Origin of the sequence: Wolbachia endosymbiont (group A) of Melieria omissa, assembly GCF_964031125.1 — a bacterium.
GTDB classification, from domain to species: domain Bacteria; phylum Pseudomonadota; class Alphaproteobacteria; order Rickettsiales; family Anaplasmataceae; genus Wolbachia; species Wolbachia pipientis.
This window is the reverse complement of the sequence record NZ_OZ035007.1, coordinates 559944-578534: the sequence shown is the minus strand read 5'-3', so window position 1 is coordinate 578534 and position 18591 is coordinate 559944. Positions and strand designations below refer to the sequence as shown.

Annotated in this window: 17 protein-coding genes, 2 tRNA genes and 2 pseudogenes; 12 read left to right on the top strand and 9 right to left on the bottom strand. The window is 33.9% G+C overall.

Annotation, left to right across the window (positions count from 1 at the left end):
• Positions 1–46: 46 nt before the first annotated feature.
• Entirely contained in the window at positions 47–418 is a 372-nt protein-coding gene (gene yajC, locus ACQH2Q_RS02670; protein ID WP_015589055.1) for a preprotein translocase subunit YajC, read from the bottom strand.
• A gap of 137 nt (positions 419–555) precedes the next feature.
• Positions 556–632, bottom strand: a tRNA-Asp gene (locus ACQH2Q_RS02665).
• A gap of 191 nt (positions 633–823) precedes the next feature.
• Between ACQH2Q_RS02665 and rpsB the strand changes: the two genes are divergently transcribed.
• The 6 genes from rpsB (at position 824) to ACQH2Q_RS02635 (ending at position 5419) form a co-directional block, all read left to right on the top strand.
• Positions 824–1672, top strand: a complete 849-nt coding sequence (gene rpsB, locus ACQH2Q_RS02660; RefSeq protein WP_425383578.1) for a 30S ribosomal protein S2 — start codon at positions 824–826, stop codon at positions 1670–1672.
• A complete protein-coding gene (tsf, locus tag ACQH2Q_RS02655; protein ID WP_264339432.1) occupies positions 1653–2513 on the top strand; it encodes a translation elongation factor Ts in 861 nt (286 codons plus the stop codon). The genes rpsB and tsf overlap by 20 nt, the downstream gene beginning before the upstream one ends.
• A 16-nt stretch (positions 2514–2529) precedes the next feature.
• Positions 2530–3267 carry a UMP kinase gene (gene pyrH / locus ACQH2Q_RS02650; RefSeq protein ID WP_405196809.1) on the top strand — a complete coding sequence of 246 codons (738 nt, stop codon included), beginning with the start codon at positions 2530–2532 and terminating at the stop codon, positions 3265–3267.
• Between the two features lie 7 nt (positions 3268–3274).
• Positions 3275–3832 carry a ribosome recycling factor gene (gene frr, locus ACQH2Q_RS02645; RefSeq protein ID WP_425383577.1) on the top strand — a complete coding sequence of 186 codons (558 nt, stop codon included), beginning with the start codon at positions 3275–3277 and terminating at the stop codon, positions 3830–3832.
• Positions 3833–4107: 275 nt separating this feature from the next.
• Positions 4108–4803, top strand: a complete 696-nt coding sequence (gene uppS / locus ACQH2Q_RS02640) for a polyprenyl diphosphate synthase (RefSeq protein WP_182309382.1) — start codon at positions 4108–4110, stop codon at positions 4801–4803.
• Positions 4793–5419 carry a phosphatidate cytidylyltransferase gene (locus ACQH2Q_RS02635; protein ID WP_015589049.1) on the top strand — a complete coding sequence of 209 codons (627 nt, stop codon included), beginning with the start codon at positions 4793–4795 and terminating at the stop codon, positions 5417–5419. Before uppS ends, ACQH2Q_RS02635 begins: the two co-directional genes overlap by 11 nt.
• Positions 5420–5435: 16 nt before the next feature.
• Here the strand turns inward: ACQH2Q_RS02635 and ACQH2Q_RS02630 are convergent, their stop codons facing one another.
• A complete protein-coding gene (locus ACQH2Q_RS02630) occupies positions 5436–5627 on the bottom strand; it encodes a zinc-finger domain-containing protein (protein WP_006279326.1) in 192 nt (63 codons plus the stop codon).
• 68 nt (positions 5628–5695) lie between these two features.
• Positions 5696–6202: a pantetheine-phosphate adenylyltransferase gene (gene coaD / locus ACQH2Q_RS02625; RefSeq protein ID WP_015589048.1), complete on the bottom strand. Its 507-nt coding sequence runs from the start codon at positions 6200–6202 to the stop codon at positions 5696–5698.
• 79 nt (positions 6203–6281) lie between these two features.
• On the opposite strand from coaD, the gene ACQH2Q_RS02620 reads away from it, so the two are divergent.
• The 3 genes and pseudogenes from ACQH2Q_RS02620 to ACQH2Q_RS02610 form a co-directional block, all read left to right on the top strand.
• A tRNA-Phe gene (locus ACQH2Q_RS02620) sits at positions 6282–6354 on the top strand.
• Positions 6355–6444: 90 nt separating this feature from the next.
• Positions 6445–7446: a gamma-glutamyl-gamma-aminobutyrate hydrolase family protein gene (locus tag ACQH2Q_RS02615; RefSeq protein ID WP_264339431.1), complete on the top strand. Its 1002-nt coding sequence runs from the start codon at positions 6445–6447 to the stop codon at positions 7444–7446.
• A gap of 221 nt (positions 7447–7667) precedes the next feature.
• A pseudogene (locus ACQH2Q_RS02610) lies at positions 7668–8038 on the top strand (IS4-like element ISWosp8 family transposase); the annotation flags it as partial.
• 46 nt (positions 8039–8084) lie between these two features.
• Here the strand turns inward: ACQH2Q_RS02610 and ACQH2Q_RS02605 are convergent.
• Positions 8085–9171: pseudogene (locus ACQH2Q_RS02605) on the bottom strand (IS3 family transposase).
• An 85-nt stretch (positions 9172–9256) separates the two neighbouring features.
• Between ACQH2Q_RS02605 and ACQH2Q_RS02600 the strand changes: the two are divergent.
• Positions 9257–9850 carry a hypothetical protein gene (locus tag ACQH2Q_RS02600; RefSeq protein WP_231115873.1) on the top strand — a complete coding sequence of 198 codons (594 nt, stop codon included), beginning with the start codon at positions 9257–9259 and terminating at the stop codon, positions 9848–9850.
• A 59-nt stretch (positions 9851–9909) separates the two neighbouring features.
• Here ACQH2Q_RS02600 and ACQH2Q_RS02595 read toward each other — a convergent pair whose 3' ends face one another.
• Positions 9910–11235: an IS4 family transposase gene (locus tag ACQH2Q_RS02595; RefSeq protein WP_264339118.1), complete on the bottom strand. Its 1326-nt coding sequence runs from the start codon at positions 11233–11235 to the stop codon at positions 9910–9912.
• A gap of 235 nt (positions 11236–11470) precedes the next feature.
• Positions 11471–12940 (bottom strand): Asp-tRNA(Asn)/Glu-tRNA(Gln) amidotransferase subunit GatA, encoded by a 1470-nt coding sequence (gene gatA, locus ACQH2Q_RS02590; protein ID WP_010962643.1) that lies wholly within the window; start codon positions 12938–12940, stop codon positions 11471–11473.
• A 389-nt stretch (positions 12941–13329) separates the two neighbouring features.
• Here gatA and mtaB point away from each other — a divergent pair, with 389 nt between their 5' ends.
• Together mtaB and ACQH2Q_RS02580 are read left to right on the top strand one after the other, a co-directional pair.
• The gene (gene mtaB, locus ACQH2Q_RS02585) at positions 13330–14556 is read left to right on the top strand and encodes a tRNA (N(6)-L-threonylcarbamoyladenosine(37)-C(2))-methylthiotransferase MtaB (protein ID WP_425383576.1); all 1227 of its coding nucleotides are present in this window, start codon (positions 13330–13332) and stop codon (positions 14554–14556) included.
• Between the two features lie 66 nt (positions 14557–14622).
• Complete coding sequence (locus tag ACQH2Q_RS02580) at positions 14623–15534, top strand: outer membrane protein (protein ID WP_070357048.1); 912 nt, start codon at positions 14623–14625, stop codon at positions 15532–15534.
• A 7-nt stretch (positions 15535–15541) separates the two neighbouring features.
• Here the strand turns inward: ACQH2Q_RS02580 and ACQH2Q_RS02575 are convergent, their stop codons facing one another.
• A complete protein-coding gene (locus tag ACQH2Q_RS02575; RefSeq protein ID WP_265023882.1) occupies positions 15542–17029 on the bottom strand; it encodes a type II secretion system protein GspD in 1488 nt (495 codons plus the stop codon).
• A 134-nt stretch (positions 17030–17163) separates the two neighbouring features.
• Positions 17164–18528 carry an ankyrin repeat domain-containing protein gene (locus tag ACQH2Q_RS02570; RefSeq protein ID WP_425383575.1) on the bottom strand — a complete coding sequence of 455 codons (1365 nt, stop codon included), beginning with the start codon at positions 18526–18528 and terminating at the stop codon, positions 17164–17166.
• Positions 18529–18591 lie beyond the last annotated feature (63 nt).

The window sequence follows — 18591 nt, the reverse complement described above, 5'->3', positions numbered from 1 at the left end:
GTTAAGCATTTTTGCCTTTATTACTGGTTGATTTATATTCTTTTTATCATTCTTTCGATTTTACCTTTTTAATTGGTTTAGCTGCTACTTTTTGAGTTTCTTTGCTTAAAACCTCAGATATAGCGGACTTTAGAACTTTTATCTCAACTTTTGGTGCTATTTCTATTATAAATTGTGCATTTGCCTCATCAACTTTATTAACTTCACCTATTATTCCACCAGAAGTAATGACTGTATCACCACGTTTTATTTGATCTATCATCTTTCTATGTTCTTTTAGTTTTTTTTGTTGCGGGCGAATAATGAGAAAATAAAATACCACAAATATTAAAATCAATGGAGTAAAACTAGCAAAAGATGCGCCGATACTTGATGTATTGCTAGTTGCATCTGCTGCAAAAACTTCAGAAATGAGCATATTTAATCCTAATTGTTAATGATAAAAACAAACCTATTTAAGTATTAATTACAATACCATGCCATGTCAAGTTTGGTGAAGGCGTTTCTCAATACCGGCAATAATACTGCGAATTCTAAGTTATGCTAAAACTAATATGGCGGGAGTGATGAGACTTGAACTCACGACCTCATGCGTGACAGGCATGCGCTCTAACCAACTGAGCTACACCCCCCTAATTTCTTTTTAGCGTTTTCGGGCTTCAACTTTAAAGCTAATAAACATGTTGCCCTTTGTCAATATTTTTTGTTTGCGCTTTGCTGTCTTTTCTATTACTATGTAAATAATTTAATTTCACACATGGCTTGTACAAGTAGTCCCATTAGGGTTATGCCATGGAAGATAAACTATTTGGAGGAATGATATATGACAAATTTGCCTAAAGTCACTGTGCGTGATTTAGCTGAATCTGGTGTACATTTTGGTCACAAAATTAGTCGCTGGAACGCAAAAATGGCTCCATACATATATGGAGTGCATCAAGAAAATCGTATACATATAATTGATTTGCGAAAAACACTACCATTGCTACAGGTGGCCATGAAGGCTTTATATGACGTTGCATTTCAAGGTGGTCGCATTCTATTTGTTGGTACAAAGTTTCAAGCTTTTGATATTATTGCAAGTGAAGCGATTCGTTGTGGTCAATATTATGTGAATCATCGTTGGCTTGGTGGTATGCTTACTAATTGGGGCACTGTTTCTTCTTCGATAAAAACCTTGGTGCAATATGAGAAAATATTAAATGACGAGGATAGCATTTTAACAAAGAAAGAATTGGGAAACATTGAAAAGAAAAAGCAAAAGCTTGATAAGGCGCTTGGCGGTATTAGAGAAATGGGAGCAATTCCTGATATCTTATTCATCATTGATACTAATAAAGAGCATATAGCGGTTAAGGAGGCTAAGAAGTTAGGAATTCCAATAGTTGCAATACTTGATACTAATTCTGATCCAGATGGTATTACTTATCTAATACCTGGAAATGATGACTCAAGAAAATCAATAGAGCTCTATTGTAAATTAGCTACCGACTCTATATTAGCTGGAATAGAGTCTAGTCTAGCAAAATCTGGAGTTAAGGTTGATGATATAAGGGGTGATGAGTTTATTCAAGAAAAAGAAGATGGTATTGTGCAAACTAAAAGGAGACGTAGTAAAGTTTACAAAGAAGAAGAAAGGGAGGTAGTAACAAATGAAGATGAATCCAGATGATATAAGAGAATTACGTGATAGAACAGGGCTTGGCTTAAGTGACTGTAAAAAAGCATTAGAAGAATGTAATGGTGACATTAAGAAAGCCGTTGATAAGTTACGTACAATAGGTCTTGCTAAAGCTGACAAAAAATCTGATAGAGTAGCTTCAGATGGGCTCGTTGCTATGTGTTTGACTGAAAATTGTGGTGTATTGATTGAACTCAATTGCGAAACCGATTTTGTCGCAAGGAATGAGAAATTTATAGAGTTAGTTTTAAATTTAGCATCAATTGCTCATCAAGAACGCTGTACTAGCGTTGATGAGTTAAAAAATGCCAAGTATGAAAGCATTGGCACAGTGCAGGAAGCTATTATGAATGGTACGTCAGTTCTTGGTGAGAAGCTAGAGTTAAGCAAGCTTTGTTACTTAGAAGCTAAGGATGGAGTTATTGCTGGCTACGTACATGGTGATGCGCATGGCTTAGGTAAGATTGGTGCTTTAATTGCATTGCAATCATCTGGTGATAAGGCGAAGCTACAAGAGATTGGGAAACAAATAGCTATGCATGTAGTTGCTATGAAGCCTGAAGCCTTGTCTATAGATGATTTAGATCAAATGAAGTTGAACAACGAACGTTCTATAATTGAAGAGCAAGTGAGGAGCTTAAATAAACCTGAAGAAGTAGCAAAAAAAATAGTAGATGGACGAATGGCTAAGTACTATGAAGAAGTTGTTTTACTGGAGCAAAAATTTATAAAGGATGATAAGATGAAGATTTCTGATTTTATAAAATCAAGCGAGTTGAGTGCTGTTAAACTCTCTAATTACAAGTTACTTGTTTTGGGTGATGCAGATTAAATAGCAAAAAATGTTTATTTCAACAAATGAAAAAAGCGAAATAAAATATTCCAGGGTGTTATTTAAAATCTCTGGTGAGGCTTTGATGGGATCAAAGCAATTTGGTCACGATATGGAGACTATAGGTGAGTTATCTAAAGGCATAGTTGAAGTTTGTAATCTTGGAGTTCAGGTATGTATTGTTGTTGGTGGTGGTAATATCTTTCGTGGCACATCTGCGTCTTTAAGTGGTTGTGAAAGAGCAAGCAGTGATTATATTGGAATGCTTGCAACTATAATCAATGCTTTAATTTTACAAAACTTTTTAGAAAAAAATTTAGTAGCTTCTAGGGTATTATCTGCAATACCCATGGCCACTGTATGCGAACCTTACATCAGAAGGAAAGCTATTCGTCATTTAGAAAAAGGTAGAGTGGTAATTTTTGCAGCAGGCACAGGCAACCCATTTTTTACTACAGATACAGCTGCAGCCTTACGTGCTGTTGAAATGAATTGTGATGTTATTCTAAAGGGTACGCAAGTAAATGGTGTATACTCCGCTGATCCGAAAAAAAATGAGGATGCTGTAATGTATGATAGGCTTTCTTACACGGATTTATTGACTCGTGATTTAAAAGTTATGGATGCATCAGCAATTTCACTTGCTCGTGAGAATTCTATTCCAATTATAGTTTTTTCTTTGAAGGGAGAAAAAATAGTCAATATTATTAAGGGTCAAGGTACTTATACTATAGTTTCAGATTGTAAACATTAGGTAATTTATGTTAAATGAAATAAAAGCTAAAACAAAAGAAAGAATGCTAAAAACTATTCAGTCCTTTCATGATGATATTAAAGGCGTACGCACTGGTAGAGCTAGCGCATCGTTGCTTGATGGTATAGTTGTAAATATCTATGGTGGACATCAAAAGTTAAATCAGGTTGCAGGTGTTTCGGTTATAGATAACAAAACCCTATCAATTAAAGTTTGGGACATTAGTGTTGTAGGTGAAGTGAAAAACGCTATATTAAATGCTAACCTGAATTTAAATCCTGTTGTCGAGGGTAGCACCATACGTATAGCTCTTCCGGACTTGACACAAGAAACCCGTGAAAAATTAGTGAAATTATTGCATCAGTTTGCTGAAAATGCACGGATTGCCATTAGAAATATACGTAGAGATATTATGGAAGAAACAGAAAAAATGAAGGAAAATAAAGAAATCTCAAAAGATGATTTTCATGGTGCTAAAAAGGAAATACAAAATATTACTGATAATAATATAAAAAAAATTGATGGTGAATTGTCCATCAAAGAAAAGGATATACTGAATCACTAAATGATATGGAGAAAGCTTACATAGCAAATGATGTCATTCCAGTGCTTGACACTGGAATCCAGTCTTTACTATACAACTATCTGATGCACTTGTTTGAAATCAAATTTCCTGGATCCCAGTGTCGGAGCACTGGGATGACACCAATTTTGCATTCAAGTATCAACTATTGGTGTCACTACAGTAACTCTCTTCCTGTCATGCAAGTAGCTGACACCTTCCAGGTGTCCATTGAAATCCAAAAAATTTCACTCAAGTCAAAATTAGGTTAAATTTAAATGTTGAATCAAGAATCTTTACCGAAACATTTAGCAATTATTATGGATGGTAATGGTAGATGGGCAAACAATCAAGGAAGAGTAAAAATTGATGGTTATAAAAAGGGCAGTGAAGTTGCATACGATATTGCCAAGTATTGTACGGACCTAACCATACCCTACTTAACTTTGTATGCATTCTCTATGGAGAATTGGCTTAGACCCAAAAACGAAACTGACTGTCTATTTGATTTATTTTACTCCGTTTTAACTAATGAAGATAAAGTCAATTTCATTTGCAACTGTAACATTAAGTTGAATTTTATTGGCAATTTAAGTCTGTTATCCAGTAAAATATTGGATCAAATTAAAAAAGCAGAAGAAATGACACATAAGAACGATGGTTTATTACTCACTGTGGCAGTCAGTTACGGAGCAAAGCAAGAAATTACACAAGCTATAAGCAATATTATAAAAGAAAATATTGCTTATGTATCAGAAGAGGAATTTGAAAAATTTCTGTATACTAAAGATTTGCCAAAATTGGATTTATTAATTCGCACTGGCGGCGAAAAAAGGTTAAGCAACTTTTTATTATGGCAAGCAGCTTATGCTGAATTGTATTTTTGTGATACTTTATGGCCTGATTTTTCTTGTCAAGATTTGAGTAAAGCATTAGAAGATTATATAAAAAGAGAGAAAAAATATGGTAGATAATAATTTTATAATTAGAATGTTGTCCTCAATAGTAATATTATTCATATTTTCCTTTGCTACATATTTTAGTGATTTATCGTTTTACCTATTGATTTTTTCAATAGCAGTTTTATCTTCTTTTGAATGGTATAATCTAACCCAAGGAAATAAAATTTTATACGTTTTTGCATTATTATTGATTGCACTACCAAGCGCCTCATTAATATATTTATATAATCTACCACAGGGAAAATACGCATTAGTATGGTTCGTCTTAACCATTTGGGGAATTGACGTTACTGCCTACCTATTTGGCAAGAATTTTGGTGGAGCTAAAATTTGCCCAATTCTTAGCCCTGGAAAAACTTGGACAGGACTTCTTGGTGCGATTTTAGCTGGAGTAGTGTGCACAATTTTTGGATCAATATTTTTTGGTCTATTTTCAATTTTTTATTCTCCAATCATTGGCCTTGCAATTGCTATTCTAGCACAACTTGGCGATTTCACTGAGTCGCTTGTTAAAAGAGCTTACGGTGTTAAAGATAGTGGAAATATGATACCTGGCCATGGGGGAGTGCTCGACCGTATGGACAGTTTCATTTTTACTGCCCCTCTTATTGCTATTTACATAAGCTAAGTCTGCAGAAGTGCCATTAGAGCTCATCCCTAGTCAGCTCCCCAACCGCTTCTACAGTGCAGTCATGGACAAACGTCTTTTCACAATAAGGGCAGGCTATTTCCTCTTCTTCTCCCATATCTAAATATATTAATGGATGGCCGGAACCCTCATCATTCTCATCACCATGACAACAAACTTTTCTATTATTAACCCTCACTTTTGACATGCTGCTCCTTTAGCTTATAACATTTTATATATTGAATATACCCATTCAGAAATAAAAAACAACAAGCACTATTCTCCATTTTTTATCCTATTCAGGTTAATCAATTCGTTTTGAACACCTTTTGATACAAATTTGCTAACATCTTCTCCTAATCTTGCTATTTCCTTTACAAAGCTTGATGAGATAAATTGAGTATCTTCAGAAGCGGGAAGAAATATGGTTTCGATTTCAGGAAGAAGTTTATAATTTACCCAACTCATTTGAAACTCGTAATCAAAATCCGACACTGCTCTTAATCCTCTAATAATAACAGAAGCATTCTGCTCTTTGGCAAACTTCACTAGCAACCCATTAAAAGATATAACATCTGCATCAATTCCTAGTCCTTTGATTTCATTTTCAGCCATGCTTGTGCGTAGCTTTGTGTCAAAGGCAGTATGCTTATTAACGTTTTCTGCAACTCCTATTATTAATTTATCGACTAGTTTACACGCTCTTTTGATTATGTCAATATGCCCAAAAGTTATAGGGTCAAATGTGCCAGGGTAGATTCCTATTTTGTCATTAATGTTCATCCTTTATTTTTATAAACTACTTTAAAAACTTTTGATAGACATAATAACATTTTTTATCTAAAAATAAAAGTATACAGTTGGCCTGATAGCTCAGTTGGTAGAGCAAAGGACTGAAAATCCTTGTGTCGCTGGTTCGATTCCTGCTCAGGCCACCTTCTCTTTCTTACCAAATTTACCTTTTTGTTGTAAAACGTTCTATAATATGTTATGATATTGATATAAGTGTTGAGAGGGTAAACTATATGTATAGATATTATAGCAGAATATTTAATATCTTATTAATTATAGTTCTATTATTAAGCAATATTACTTATGCTGGCGTTAGTGAAAAACCGGCATCTCAACATGTAACCAGAAAAGAAGAACCAGCGTCAACTGTCTTGACGGCAGAAAATACAGTAAATAATGACGTAGTTGTTGGTTTGTTGAAAACGGAAGAAGCACATGAACTTGGGCTATCTCAAAATATCTATGAGATGTTTAATAACTTTGTGGTTAAGACTGTACTGATTGATTATAATAAGATAATTAGCCTTAAAAAAATTCAGACAGAGTCACTTAATCTCGCAAAACAAGATAAAACATTGGCAAAAAAGCTAACATTAGACCGAATAAAAGTTGAAGTTGCACAATTCATTAAAGAGCACAAAATAAATAGGATATTTATTCCGGATAATTTACATTCAGCACCCACTCCTTATCGCCAGCTTGTTACTGAAGCAATTGTAAAAATAGTTGATGATAACCCTGCAATTCATTTACTTGGCATATGTGAAGGCATAATGAATGCAAAGGGAATTGAAGTAGTGAGTGTTGTGAGTGATGAAGAGAAGCAAAGATCTCATTTAAAATCAGCACCTAATCCACAGAAAGAGGATGTACCTCTCCAGCAGATAAAGATCGTTCCAAATAGTCGTTTAGCAGAAGTAGTAGCCAAATTCCTAATACCTAATGAAAATGGCTGGTTTTCAACATATTTTCCAGATGCTCATTCAGGAGCAGTAGGTAATACACCAGAAAATAGAAGAAAATTGGAGTCACTTGGATATAAAGTTGCAGCATTTTCCAGTGAGGGGGTAATAGAGGCTATTGAAGATAAGCATGGTAATGTTCACTTTCAAAGTCATCCAGAAGCCCTTGTTGTGAAGTCAGATAAAAACCTCTATTTATCAAATCACAAGGAACGTCAAGTGTCTACACTAGTTGCTATAGCGATTATGAATGATTTTCTTTATCGTGCTTAATGGCTATAGCTTTAGGCTTACCGACGATTTGATAAACGATAGATTTGTCATGTATCCGTTCAGGCAATGGCGTCAACTTAAGGAAAAATATCAGCGATAGTGTATAAAATTTCTCTCCAAATTTTTTATCATTAAATTATCCAAAGAGTGCAAGGGACAGCACTTTTGTTTCTATTTTATTGCAACAAAAAAGTTTAAAATGTGTCTTTTTTAGGTGAGGCATGCAAAAAGGAAAAGATCTTATCTTACAAATTAAAAATGCAATATACTCGAAAACTTTTCAGAAAATCCATTGTGTTGAGTTTTACACGAACAAGCTTTTTCGACAGTATTTTCTATGATTTTAAAGTTAGTTAAAAAAAGTTTGGGAATAGAATGTAAACTTATGGAGCCATTGACATGTACCCTCAAAGCAAGCTTTTTCTAAAGCAAGGTATAAGATTTGCCATACAGGCTTTCAAGAATTTAAGCATCCAAACAGCCTATCAGGATGAACCTGAGTTGGAGAGGCTATAGACTTATTGCAGCAGATGGTTCTGGTATGAGATTACCCAGCTCTGGAGAAATTGTATCCGAGTTTGAACCAAATGGAAACTGACCTTACCCAGAAAAAGTGGAGAGAAAGTTTGGAATGTTTTTCACAAAGAGAATGATGAATCAAAATGCTCAGGAATGCAATAGTTAATAGTGACGTTGTTTGTTATAAAAAATTTCTATGTATTCAAATATTGCAGTTCTAGTTTGTTGAGCAGAGTGTTGTGAAGTATCAATAAGTATTTCTCTTTTCAATGAGCTAAAGAAGCTTTCCACAACAGAATTGTCGTAACAACAACCTTTATGACTCATCTATGTTTTTTATGGATAAGAGATATTGATAACCTTGCGAAGTATATTGTGAACCTTGATCACTATGTAATAGTAGATTTTTGGCAGGTTTACGCTTGTTAACGGCCATTAATAAAGAGTCCATAACCAATTGTTTATTTATTGAACTGCTCATTAACTACCATGCGTGAATATAGATCGATTATTGTTGCCAAATATAGCCATCCTTCTTTGGTTTTTATATAAGTAATCCCATACTTTATTTGGTTGATCGACAATAAAGTTTTGGTCTAATATATTGGGAGCTACTGTCCGTTTGTTGTTTCTTAATTTTAAATTTTCTTCTCAATATAGCCTGAATACCATTTTTCTGCATAATACTTTGCACTGTTTTTAAGTTGCAACTTTTACCCAAAGCCTTCAATTCAGCATGAATTTTAGGAGCTCCATATCTACATTTAGAAACTTGATATATTTTTTGAATAGCTGCGAGTAGCTCTTTATTTGCTGATTCTCTACTGCTTATTTTTCTTGTGGTCCACTTATAGTAGCCACTAGCAGAAAATCCTACATAATTCCTGTACTTTATAGCAGTTACTATATAAAAAAATATTTTACTCTTTTTGACTGGCCAGGGCTTTTTTTTAAATGTCTCTTTCCCTTGTTACTCTTGCTTTGTAAATCAAACCTCTCTTTGTCGTAAGGAGCCATGTTACCTCTACCTGGAAATGCATTTGCCGCTGACTTTTTTTCGTTATATTTCTTCATCCATTTTCCTAATACACTATCCCTTATTCCTAGATCTCTTGCTACTTTTGCAACTGGTTGACCTACCTTTCTTTGTTCATTTGCCAGCTTAACAGCTTCCAATTTGAATTCTGCCGTATATTCTCTTGCCATTTCTAATCCTCCAAAATTTTATTTTACCCGAAAAAACTCCTTTCTTTCTCTCCACTTTTTCTGGGTAAGGTCAGTATGGGAAAAGGTGAAAGATGTACTAAAAAACCCAGAGATGATAAAAAAGGAATACCAACGTAGAGTATTAGAAAATAAAAATGATGAATCATCAGAGAAAAAGTTTGCAAGAAGAGAAAATCAAATAAAAGAAGGTATCGAAAAATTAATGGAAGATTATTATAGTCAAGAAAATGCAGGAGAGAAAGGATATATAAGCGAGGAAGAATTTAAACAGACAATGAGAAAAATGAAAGAACGCTTACAAGGGATAGAAGAAGAGAAAAAAAAGGTAGTTGATCAGAAGGCAGTAGAAAAAGGAATAAGTCTTATTATAAATAGCATAAAGAATTTTTATTCTAGTGTAAAATCGAACCTGGAACAGCTAGATTGGCAAACTAAGCGCGGCATTATTAAAGCATTAATAGGACAAATTAACATTGGTTGTGATCAGGTAGAAGTAGGATTTCAGATCGAAGAACCAGCACAGGATGGGGGAATTCTTAATTTGTATCATTGTACTACACATCGTAATAAGGGGGTTGGCAAAATGTGTCAAGCAAGTTTTTTCGTTTCTATAAATCTGGATTTCAGCGTTATGCGCTGGAATGACAACGTGAGGTAAATTTTTCAACATCCCAAAATTACAGAATTCAGTCTGTTTAATTAAGCATACGCGTCAAGTTAAGAGATTGTGAGCAAATTTAGAGAGGTTAAAGTGGATACTCTAGCCCTTCTACGTTTGTCTTTTAATGAAAATCGCGACCAAGTTATAGTGAGTTTTTTAAGAAATGCTTTTAAACTATTAATTTTGGTTAATACTAAAAATAACTCTCTAACCCGCCTTTTTAGCTCAATAAATGCCTTTGTTAAGCTAAGTTCTGTATTCTTTTTCACTTCTGTGCAACCAACTATGCCGTGAAATATAAGAATTGCGCACAATTTAGCATATAGTTCACATAATACTCTGCATGGCTTTCCTTTTAGCTTATCAAGCCTGATATGGCTTTTATACAATTTAAATAATAACTCAATTTGCCACCTTACTCTGTAAATCGTTAATACTTGCTCAGCACTAATTTTATTTTCTGGAACATTAGTTATAAATATTGACCAGTTCAACAATTTTTGATTTCTTTTAGAGGATGTATATCCCTGCGATCTTGCTAATCTATTAGCTTTCCTTCTTCTGGCCATAGACTGTTCTTCAGTTAGTTTCTGACATATAATTCTTACTCTAATTTTTGCTTCTTTTCCTAACAATACCTCGTTTTCTAAAAATAACTTATCCTCTAAACATTCTAATAACTCCATTTTTTGATTTGTTTCTACATCATATATGTTGGTATCGGATTTATAACGACTTATGAAATAAGCTCCTATTTCATTGATTTGTTTAAAAGAACTTGGTACAAAATAACCGAGATCAGATATTAGCAAATCATTGCTTAATATATTACTTAAATGTTTCCTATATCCCTGGTCTGATCTTACCCCCTCCGTTAAATTAAGTTGGTCTATTATCTGATTCATGTAGTCGAAAACTAATTGTAACTTTATTCCAGACTTAGTATTGCTTTCATAGCCACTGTAGCTAGTACCATAACCTTTATACATCTCTTCCATACTGTTAGGTAGAGTAATATAGCTACTGTCCAATAATTTAACACTATTAAATTGCTGTAAGATTTTGCAATCAACTTGCAAGATATTTTTAAAGAGAATCACAGATTCATTATACATCCTTTTCATAAATTCCACTGCTTCTTCAGTAAATCTAAAATCCAAACCTTGTTTTGTTATATCTATCGAGTCCTCGTTTAGTAATTGACACATTGTTTCTACGCTACAATTATCAACTCCTATATTACCCAAGACCATGGCTTTTACGAATGATGAACCTTTTAGCTTTCTCTTTCTTTTTATAAACCTTGTTGTAATTGAGATTTTCTCTGCTTTTTCATTAAAAAATTCTTTGAGCTTTTTTGATAAGCAAGTTATTTTATTCATTGGTTCTCTCACTAAAAGTATATCTGGGAGAACTTATACCTTATTATTCTATCTCTTTCATACCTTTATTTCCTTAACTTGACGCGTATGGTTTAATTAAGTGTGAACTGTTACACGAAAATTTTGTAAACAGATTAATATACCCTGTTTTTGCTATTCATCTAAAAATGGAACCATAGAGTACGTTGAGGAGCGTAAGCAAATTTTAATGCAAAAATTACTATCAAAAAATAGATTATGCAAGAGGTCTAATTATTCTGCCGCAATTTTGCTCTATCACACTTGCCACATTTAATATTCCAGCTTCATCATAATAATTTCCAATCACTTGCAAGGCAAGTGGTAAACCCTCATTGGAGAGCCCAACAGGAACAGAAATAGCAGGCAATCCTGCCAGACTTGCCGGCACAGTAAACACATCATTGATGCACATAATTAGCGGATCTGGCTTTTCATTTAAGCCAAAAGCTTCTGTTGGAGCAGATGGCACAAGTATGTAATCTATTTTTTCAAACGCTTTTATAAAATCATTTCTGATTAATGCCCTGATACACTGTGCTTTTTCGTAATATTCATTGTAATGACCTGAGGAAAGCGCATAAGCGCCAATTAAAATTCTTCTTTTCACCTCTTTACCGAAACCTTCTGCTCTTGTTAGTGAATACATTTCTTCAAGGGTATCAGCATCAACCCTGAACCCATAACGCACACCGTCATAACGAGCAAGATTGGATGAAGTTTCAGCAGAACAAATTAAATAATAGACTGGTATTGCATATTTAGTATGTGGCAGAGTAACGTCAACAACTTCAGCGCCATTTTCTTTTAAATAGGAAGCAACTTTCTCCCAATTATGGACTATTTCCTCTGAAATTCCATCCATCCTATATTCTTTTGGTATACCAATACGCTTACCCTTGACATCACCATTTATAAAGCTAGAAAATTTAGGCACTGGCTTTTCGCTTGATATTGAATCTTTTGTATCATAGCCACAGATTGCTTCCAGCATTAATGCTGAATCAGAGACAGAACGAGTAATGACTCCTGCTTGATCTAGAGAACTCGCAAATGCAATCATACCAAAACGCGAGCATCTTCCATAAGTTGGCTTTATTCCAACCACTCCACAATAAGCTGCTGGTTGGCGCACAGATCCACCGGTGTCACTCCCTAGTGCTCCAGCGCATAAAAATCCAGCCACCGATGCTGCAGATCCACCAGATGATCCACCAGGAACAACTTTTTCCCCATCGCTTTTTCTAATCCACACATTTTCAACAGGGCCAAAATAGCTATTTGTGTTCGCAGAACCCATAGCAAATTCATCCATATTAAGCTTACCGAGCATGGCTGCTCCACTTTTTAAAAGCAAGTCAGACACCGTAGATTCGTAAGTCGGAACGAAATTTTCCAGCATTTTTGAGCATGCTGTTGTTTTTATTCCTTTTGTACAGAATAGATCTTTGATGCCAACTGGTACACCCATGAGCGGCGAGATTAAATCATCCTTTTGCCTAGAGAAATGTTCATCTGCAGCTTTAGCAGCTTTCATTGCTATCTCTGGGGTTTTTGTTATAAATGCATTTAATTTCTCATTTTCAACCGCACTGATGTGCGCCTCTACGAGTTCAACGGCAGAAAAACTCTTTTTTTTGAGCCCGTCATGCATTTGTGTAATACTTAACTTTCTTAGTTCATTCATCAATATTTAATTTTTAGCAAGACGTTAATTATAACATGGCACGATAAAAAATCCATACATTTATAGTTACAGCTAGAAATGTAGCTAAGGTAACTTAGATTCACCGACAATCGTCATCCCGCTACTTGTTAGCGGCTAAGAGATACCGCAGCGGTATGACGTAGAAGCTATACTTTTATACTCACCAACTCAGTATCCAATCCGGATTGTATCTTAAAAAGGTCAAAAGACTATAATAAGCGAAGGAGTGATACTGTGTCTGAGTGAAAATCGTTGAGATCCCAGTGTCTGCTGCTTGCATAGCATTTATTTACAAAAAAATAGTCATGCAAGAGACTTTGCTTGGATATTTGATATAATTTAGGTCTATTAAAGCAAAAAATACTAACATGAATGAAGTGATAACATTTGGTTGTCGTCTAAATTTTTACGAGAGCGAGTTAATCAAAGAAGCATTAAAAAAAGCAAAGAGAGAAAATGTTGTTGTGGTGCATAGCTGTGCAGTGACAAACGAAGCAGAACGTCAGGTAAAGCAAAAGATACGTAAGATTTACAAAAATGATCCAAATAAAGAAATTATCGTAGTTGGTTGTGCTGTTCAGTTGGATCCAGAAGTTTACAGTAGCATTCCTGGTGTAAGTAAAGTGCTCGGTAATCAAGATAAGCTAAAAGCTGAAAATTACTTACTAAATGACGATAAAATCTTGGTCAGTGATAACCAAGTAGAACCTGTTCTAATTAATGGATTTGAAGATAAGTCAAGGGCATTTATTGAAATTCAAAATGGTTGTAATCATAGCTGCACATTTTGTTCAATTACTGAGGCAAGAGGGAATAATCGATCTGTGCCAATAAACAGTATTATAGAGCAAATCAGGATCTTTGTAGAAAATGGATATCAAGAAGTAGTGTTTACAGGGGTTGATATTACTGACTTTGGTACAGATTTGTTGGGTAAGCCATCACTTGGTTCAATGATTAGGAGAGTTTTAAAGGATATACCAGAGTTGAAGAGGCTAAGACTTTCCTCTATCGATGTTGCTGAAGTTGACGACGAATTAATGGATTTAATAGCTAATGAGTCAAGACTTATGCCTCATTTACATTTGAGTCTACAATCTGGTAATAATTTAATACTAAAGAGAATGAAGCGTCGTCACAACAGAGAACAAGTGATAGAATTTTGTCATAAAATGAAGAGCTTGAGGCCTAATATAGCATTTGGCGCTGATATTATTGCTGGATTTCCAACAGAAACTGATGAAATGTTTCAGGATACAGTTGATTTACTGAAAAAAACAAATATAGTTTACCTACATGCTTTTCCATATTCAGAGCGGAAAAATACACCTGCTGCACGAATGCCACAAGTACCAGAGAATGTGCGTAAAGAACGAGTAAAAAATTTAAGAGAAGTAAATAAAGAAATTATGAGCAGTTTTTGTCAATCCTTGATCAAAACTAAGCAAAGTGTTCTGGTTGAGCAAAATAATGTCGGTAGAGCAGAAAATTTTGCATTAATAAAGCTTGAATCAAAAGCTCAAGCCAAGAGTATTGTGAAAGTTAATGTTAAAGGAGTGGAAAATAATTATCTAATTGGAAATATTTTTTCTTAATTTTTGTACATTGAAGAAATATACGATATAGTAATTATACTGTAAATGATAATTGTGAATTCATTTATGATAACTAGAATATCTATTACTTTATTTTTGATTTTCATTTCATGTGTCTATTTTTTTATTACTTATATTAGTAATGATACACACATTGAGCAAGTACAACCCTTAAAATTAGAAACAGACAATAATAAAAGTGTGATACGTTCTGAGGAGGTTACTGCAAAAGAAATACCAATAAAATATCAAGAACTTGAAAGTAGTCCACCTTCTGTTTTCCAAGTAGCTGATCAGAAAAATATGTGGTCACGTATTGCAGATCAAGCTGAGCCTACAAAAGAAAAATCAAAAAAACTTGATTTTTATGTTAGCGCTAACGGTGGTAAGGTATACCATGATAATTCAGAAATATTTGTAAAGGGTATACAAGAAATAGGAAAAAGAGTCCTAACTTTAGTTGAAAGTCATTATGGTTTTATAATAAAAAATATAGTGGCAGATGAAATTAAAAGTATACAGCAATTTGATGGTAAAATTGATTTCCAGTGGTTTAGCAGCATGTCTTTAGGTTACTATGCTGGAGAAAATGGTAAAATTGATTTTGAAGCCGCGTATTCTATAGCCAATATTGAAGATAGTAATTCTCCTCCGGTATTTGATAAATCAGCAAGTATATTTGCGTTTTTGTTAAACTTCTATTATAATCCCAGCGTTCAGGATACACAATTTGCTCCGTACATCGGTCTTGGTATAGGACCAACAGTTTTTAGATTAAAAAGGATTAATGGGTCACCCCAAAATTCAATGCCACTGAATGTTCCTTGGTTTGCTTATCAAATAAAACTTGGTGTTGATTATTCAATAATCCCAGAAATCAAAACCTTTCTCGGCTATCGTTACTTTAGCGTTCCGATACCTGTTGCAGATGACATATCTACTCACAATATTGAAGTTGGTTTGATATTTAATTTTTAGTGATAATTTAATATATATATAAATTCTTATCTTTTCTATCTAACAAACCAAATGTTGGTACGATTGTTGCTTTTAAAAAAATGACAGTTTCTACTGTTCTAATATTATTCGCTAGCCTTTTTGATTTCTGATGCAATAAGCTTTGCTTATCTTCTCTATGTTCTATAAGCCCGCCGATTACCATAATTTCACCGCTCTTAATTTTTAACATAGAGTTCATTTCTCTGATTTCAACAATTGGAATGTCGCTATTTAATTTCATTTTACTCTGCTGTGCGACGTACTCTATATCTGGATCTTTAGTGTAGCCGTTAATTCTTGATAAAGTTGGATGTATATCCATGAATATTTCACTAGTATCAATGTTAATGCTTGGGTGGATTATTAGCACAACACCTATTGGGACGCTATTCATCTTGGTAATTAAGGTCTGATTAGAGTTTCTAGTATCTTTTTGTATATCGGAGGTAAAATAAATATGGTTTTTAGTAAATGAAATCATCGCTTGCTGATTATTTATAGCATGTACTCTGGGGCTTGAAATTACAGTTGAAGTGCCAAATTTGTCTAAATTTTTTACTAAATCTCCTAGATCATTTGCACCAAAGTTCATTGCTAGGTTAATAATGGAGTTATCTTGATTTATTATAGACTTAGTTCCATCTTGTAAGTCATTTAAGTTCATACCAGAAAGGTATTTGTCATCTAGCACAACTTCAACTATTTTTGCCTCTATCATTACTTGAGAAGACGCTAACTTCTTAACCTTATTAATATATTCTTCAACAGCTTTGTGGATATCTTTTCTAGCATTCAAAATAATAACACCAGCTTCTCTGTTGGATGAAAGGAATTCGCCATCATCCACCCCGTTAACATCCATTATTGCATTCAAGCCTTTTTCTAATGAATTCCATAAGTCACTACTGTATTGAGACTTCATAACATTGTTATAGTCCCTATCAACGTTACTTCCATCATTGTTAGTAATATTGTTATTAATGACGAAACTGCTTTGAGCAGAATGTTGAATATTGATGAAGTCTACGTAATAATTTTGTGCGTATGGCAAGTCCTGCTCAATTCTAATTACACCATTACTTGTTGAGTAACGCAGTTTGGCGCTATTTGCTATACTCTGAATTACTTCGTTTATATCCTTATCTTTTAGCTTTAAAATAATATTACCTGATATTTTTGGGTCCATATCCAAGTTAACGTCAGAAAGTTTTCCTATCTCAATCAGCAAATCCTTTACTGATACTTCTTCACTAACATTAATAGAAATAAGCTGATTACTGATTGTGAGATCGGGAAACTCTATTGGTAAAGGCATAATTTCTGGTATTGCCGGTTCATTAATCTCCAAAGAGGTGTTATATTGTTGCAACGGATAATCGTGCTTATAATTGTCTATGTTAATAGGATATTGCTTGGTAGGTAGATGTGTGCAAGAAATAATGAAGAGGAGTATTAAGCATTTAAAAATAGCCATTAGAACAGCATACAAAATCTATACTAATAGATTTCTATAAAAATATTAAAAATGTATTTAATCTCATTTTCATCGAGCAGATAATTGTCGTGTATTAGCTTTGGCTATGTATTTTTTGTATACTCTTCTTGTACTTAAATGTAGACCAGCATAGCCCTAATTTTTTTATATATTTTACTTCTTTCTCTGTATTTAATAATAGGCTTGAAAATAAATGGTAAGCCTATAATTGTTAAGCTTAGAGCTAGGGTTGAAAGTATATAACAGGCTTTGTGTTTACTATGTAGCTCTTTCAGGTAAAGCATCAAAAATCTACAAAATTTTTTGTAATTTTCTTCGATGTTTTTTTTGCTATGAGCCTTGCTAATGAACATATCTATTGCGGTATGACCGTTATTGCACTTAATGTTAAGGTCTGCACCTTTTTCTGTTAACAACTGAGCTATATCAAAATAATCCTTTTGAACAGCAAGATGTAGAGGTGCAAAACCTTGTTGCTCACAAATGTTCATATTGGCTCTAACTTCCAATAACATTTTCACAATTTGTGTATGGCCTTTTTTAACTGCGAGTAGCAAGGGAGTTCTGTTACATTTAGTAACAGCATTAACGTTTACCTTAAGCTTCAATAAGAGCTTAACTGTTTTAGTGTTACCATTATGGCTAGCTTTATGCAGCCTAGCGTTACCATTAAAATCTTGATCGTTTGCTTCTATTCCCTTTGAAACAAGAAATGTTACCATTTTTCTATTATTATGCTCAATAGCGCAATCTAACGCATCAAAACCATGGTTGTTTTTTGTGCAAAAAAACTCTTTAAGTTTAATTTTATCGTTACTTGCTTGCTGTTTTTTTGCAATAAGTTTTACTATTTGCATTTTGTTGTTATACGCTGCTAGGAAAAGCGTAGTGTTATTTTCTGCATCTTTGGCTTCTATATTTGCACCTTTCTTTATCAGATATTCTATAATTTCTGCTCTGCTGTCATAATGTGCGGTGCATTGATAAATGGTTAAAAACAAAGGAGTACGAAAATTGTTATCTTCACATTCGAGATTTGCTCCGCTATCAATTAAAATTTGGACGCTTTTTTTAGAACCGTATAGTGAAGCTATATGAAGAGGAGTATAGCCCTCTTTGGCATCTTTTTCATTAATTTTTGCGCCTTTTGTTATCAAAAAATCTATTAATTCCGTGTCATCTTGTAGTGCAGCAAGGTGCAGTGGAGTGAATCCATTTTTATCCTTGGAATTAATTGTCAGTTGGTTAACAAAAAGTTTAGCAACTTTCTTGTGTCCATGCATAATGGCGTAATGCAGAGGGTTTCTATTTTCGTTGTCTAGGACATTGAAATCAGCTTCGTGCTCTAGTAATGACTTTACTCCAACTAAATCGCCTTCTTTTGTGAACTTATGCAAGAGAGTGATTCCACTTGCATCTTTTGAGTTAATATCAAATCCATTTTCTACTAATTGGTTTATATCTTCCTCACGCGCCATATCACTTAAATCTCTAATTAAACTCTTTTCGCGTTAATAATACTCCTACTTGATTAAGTTTAA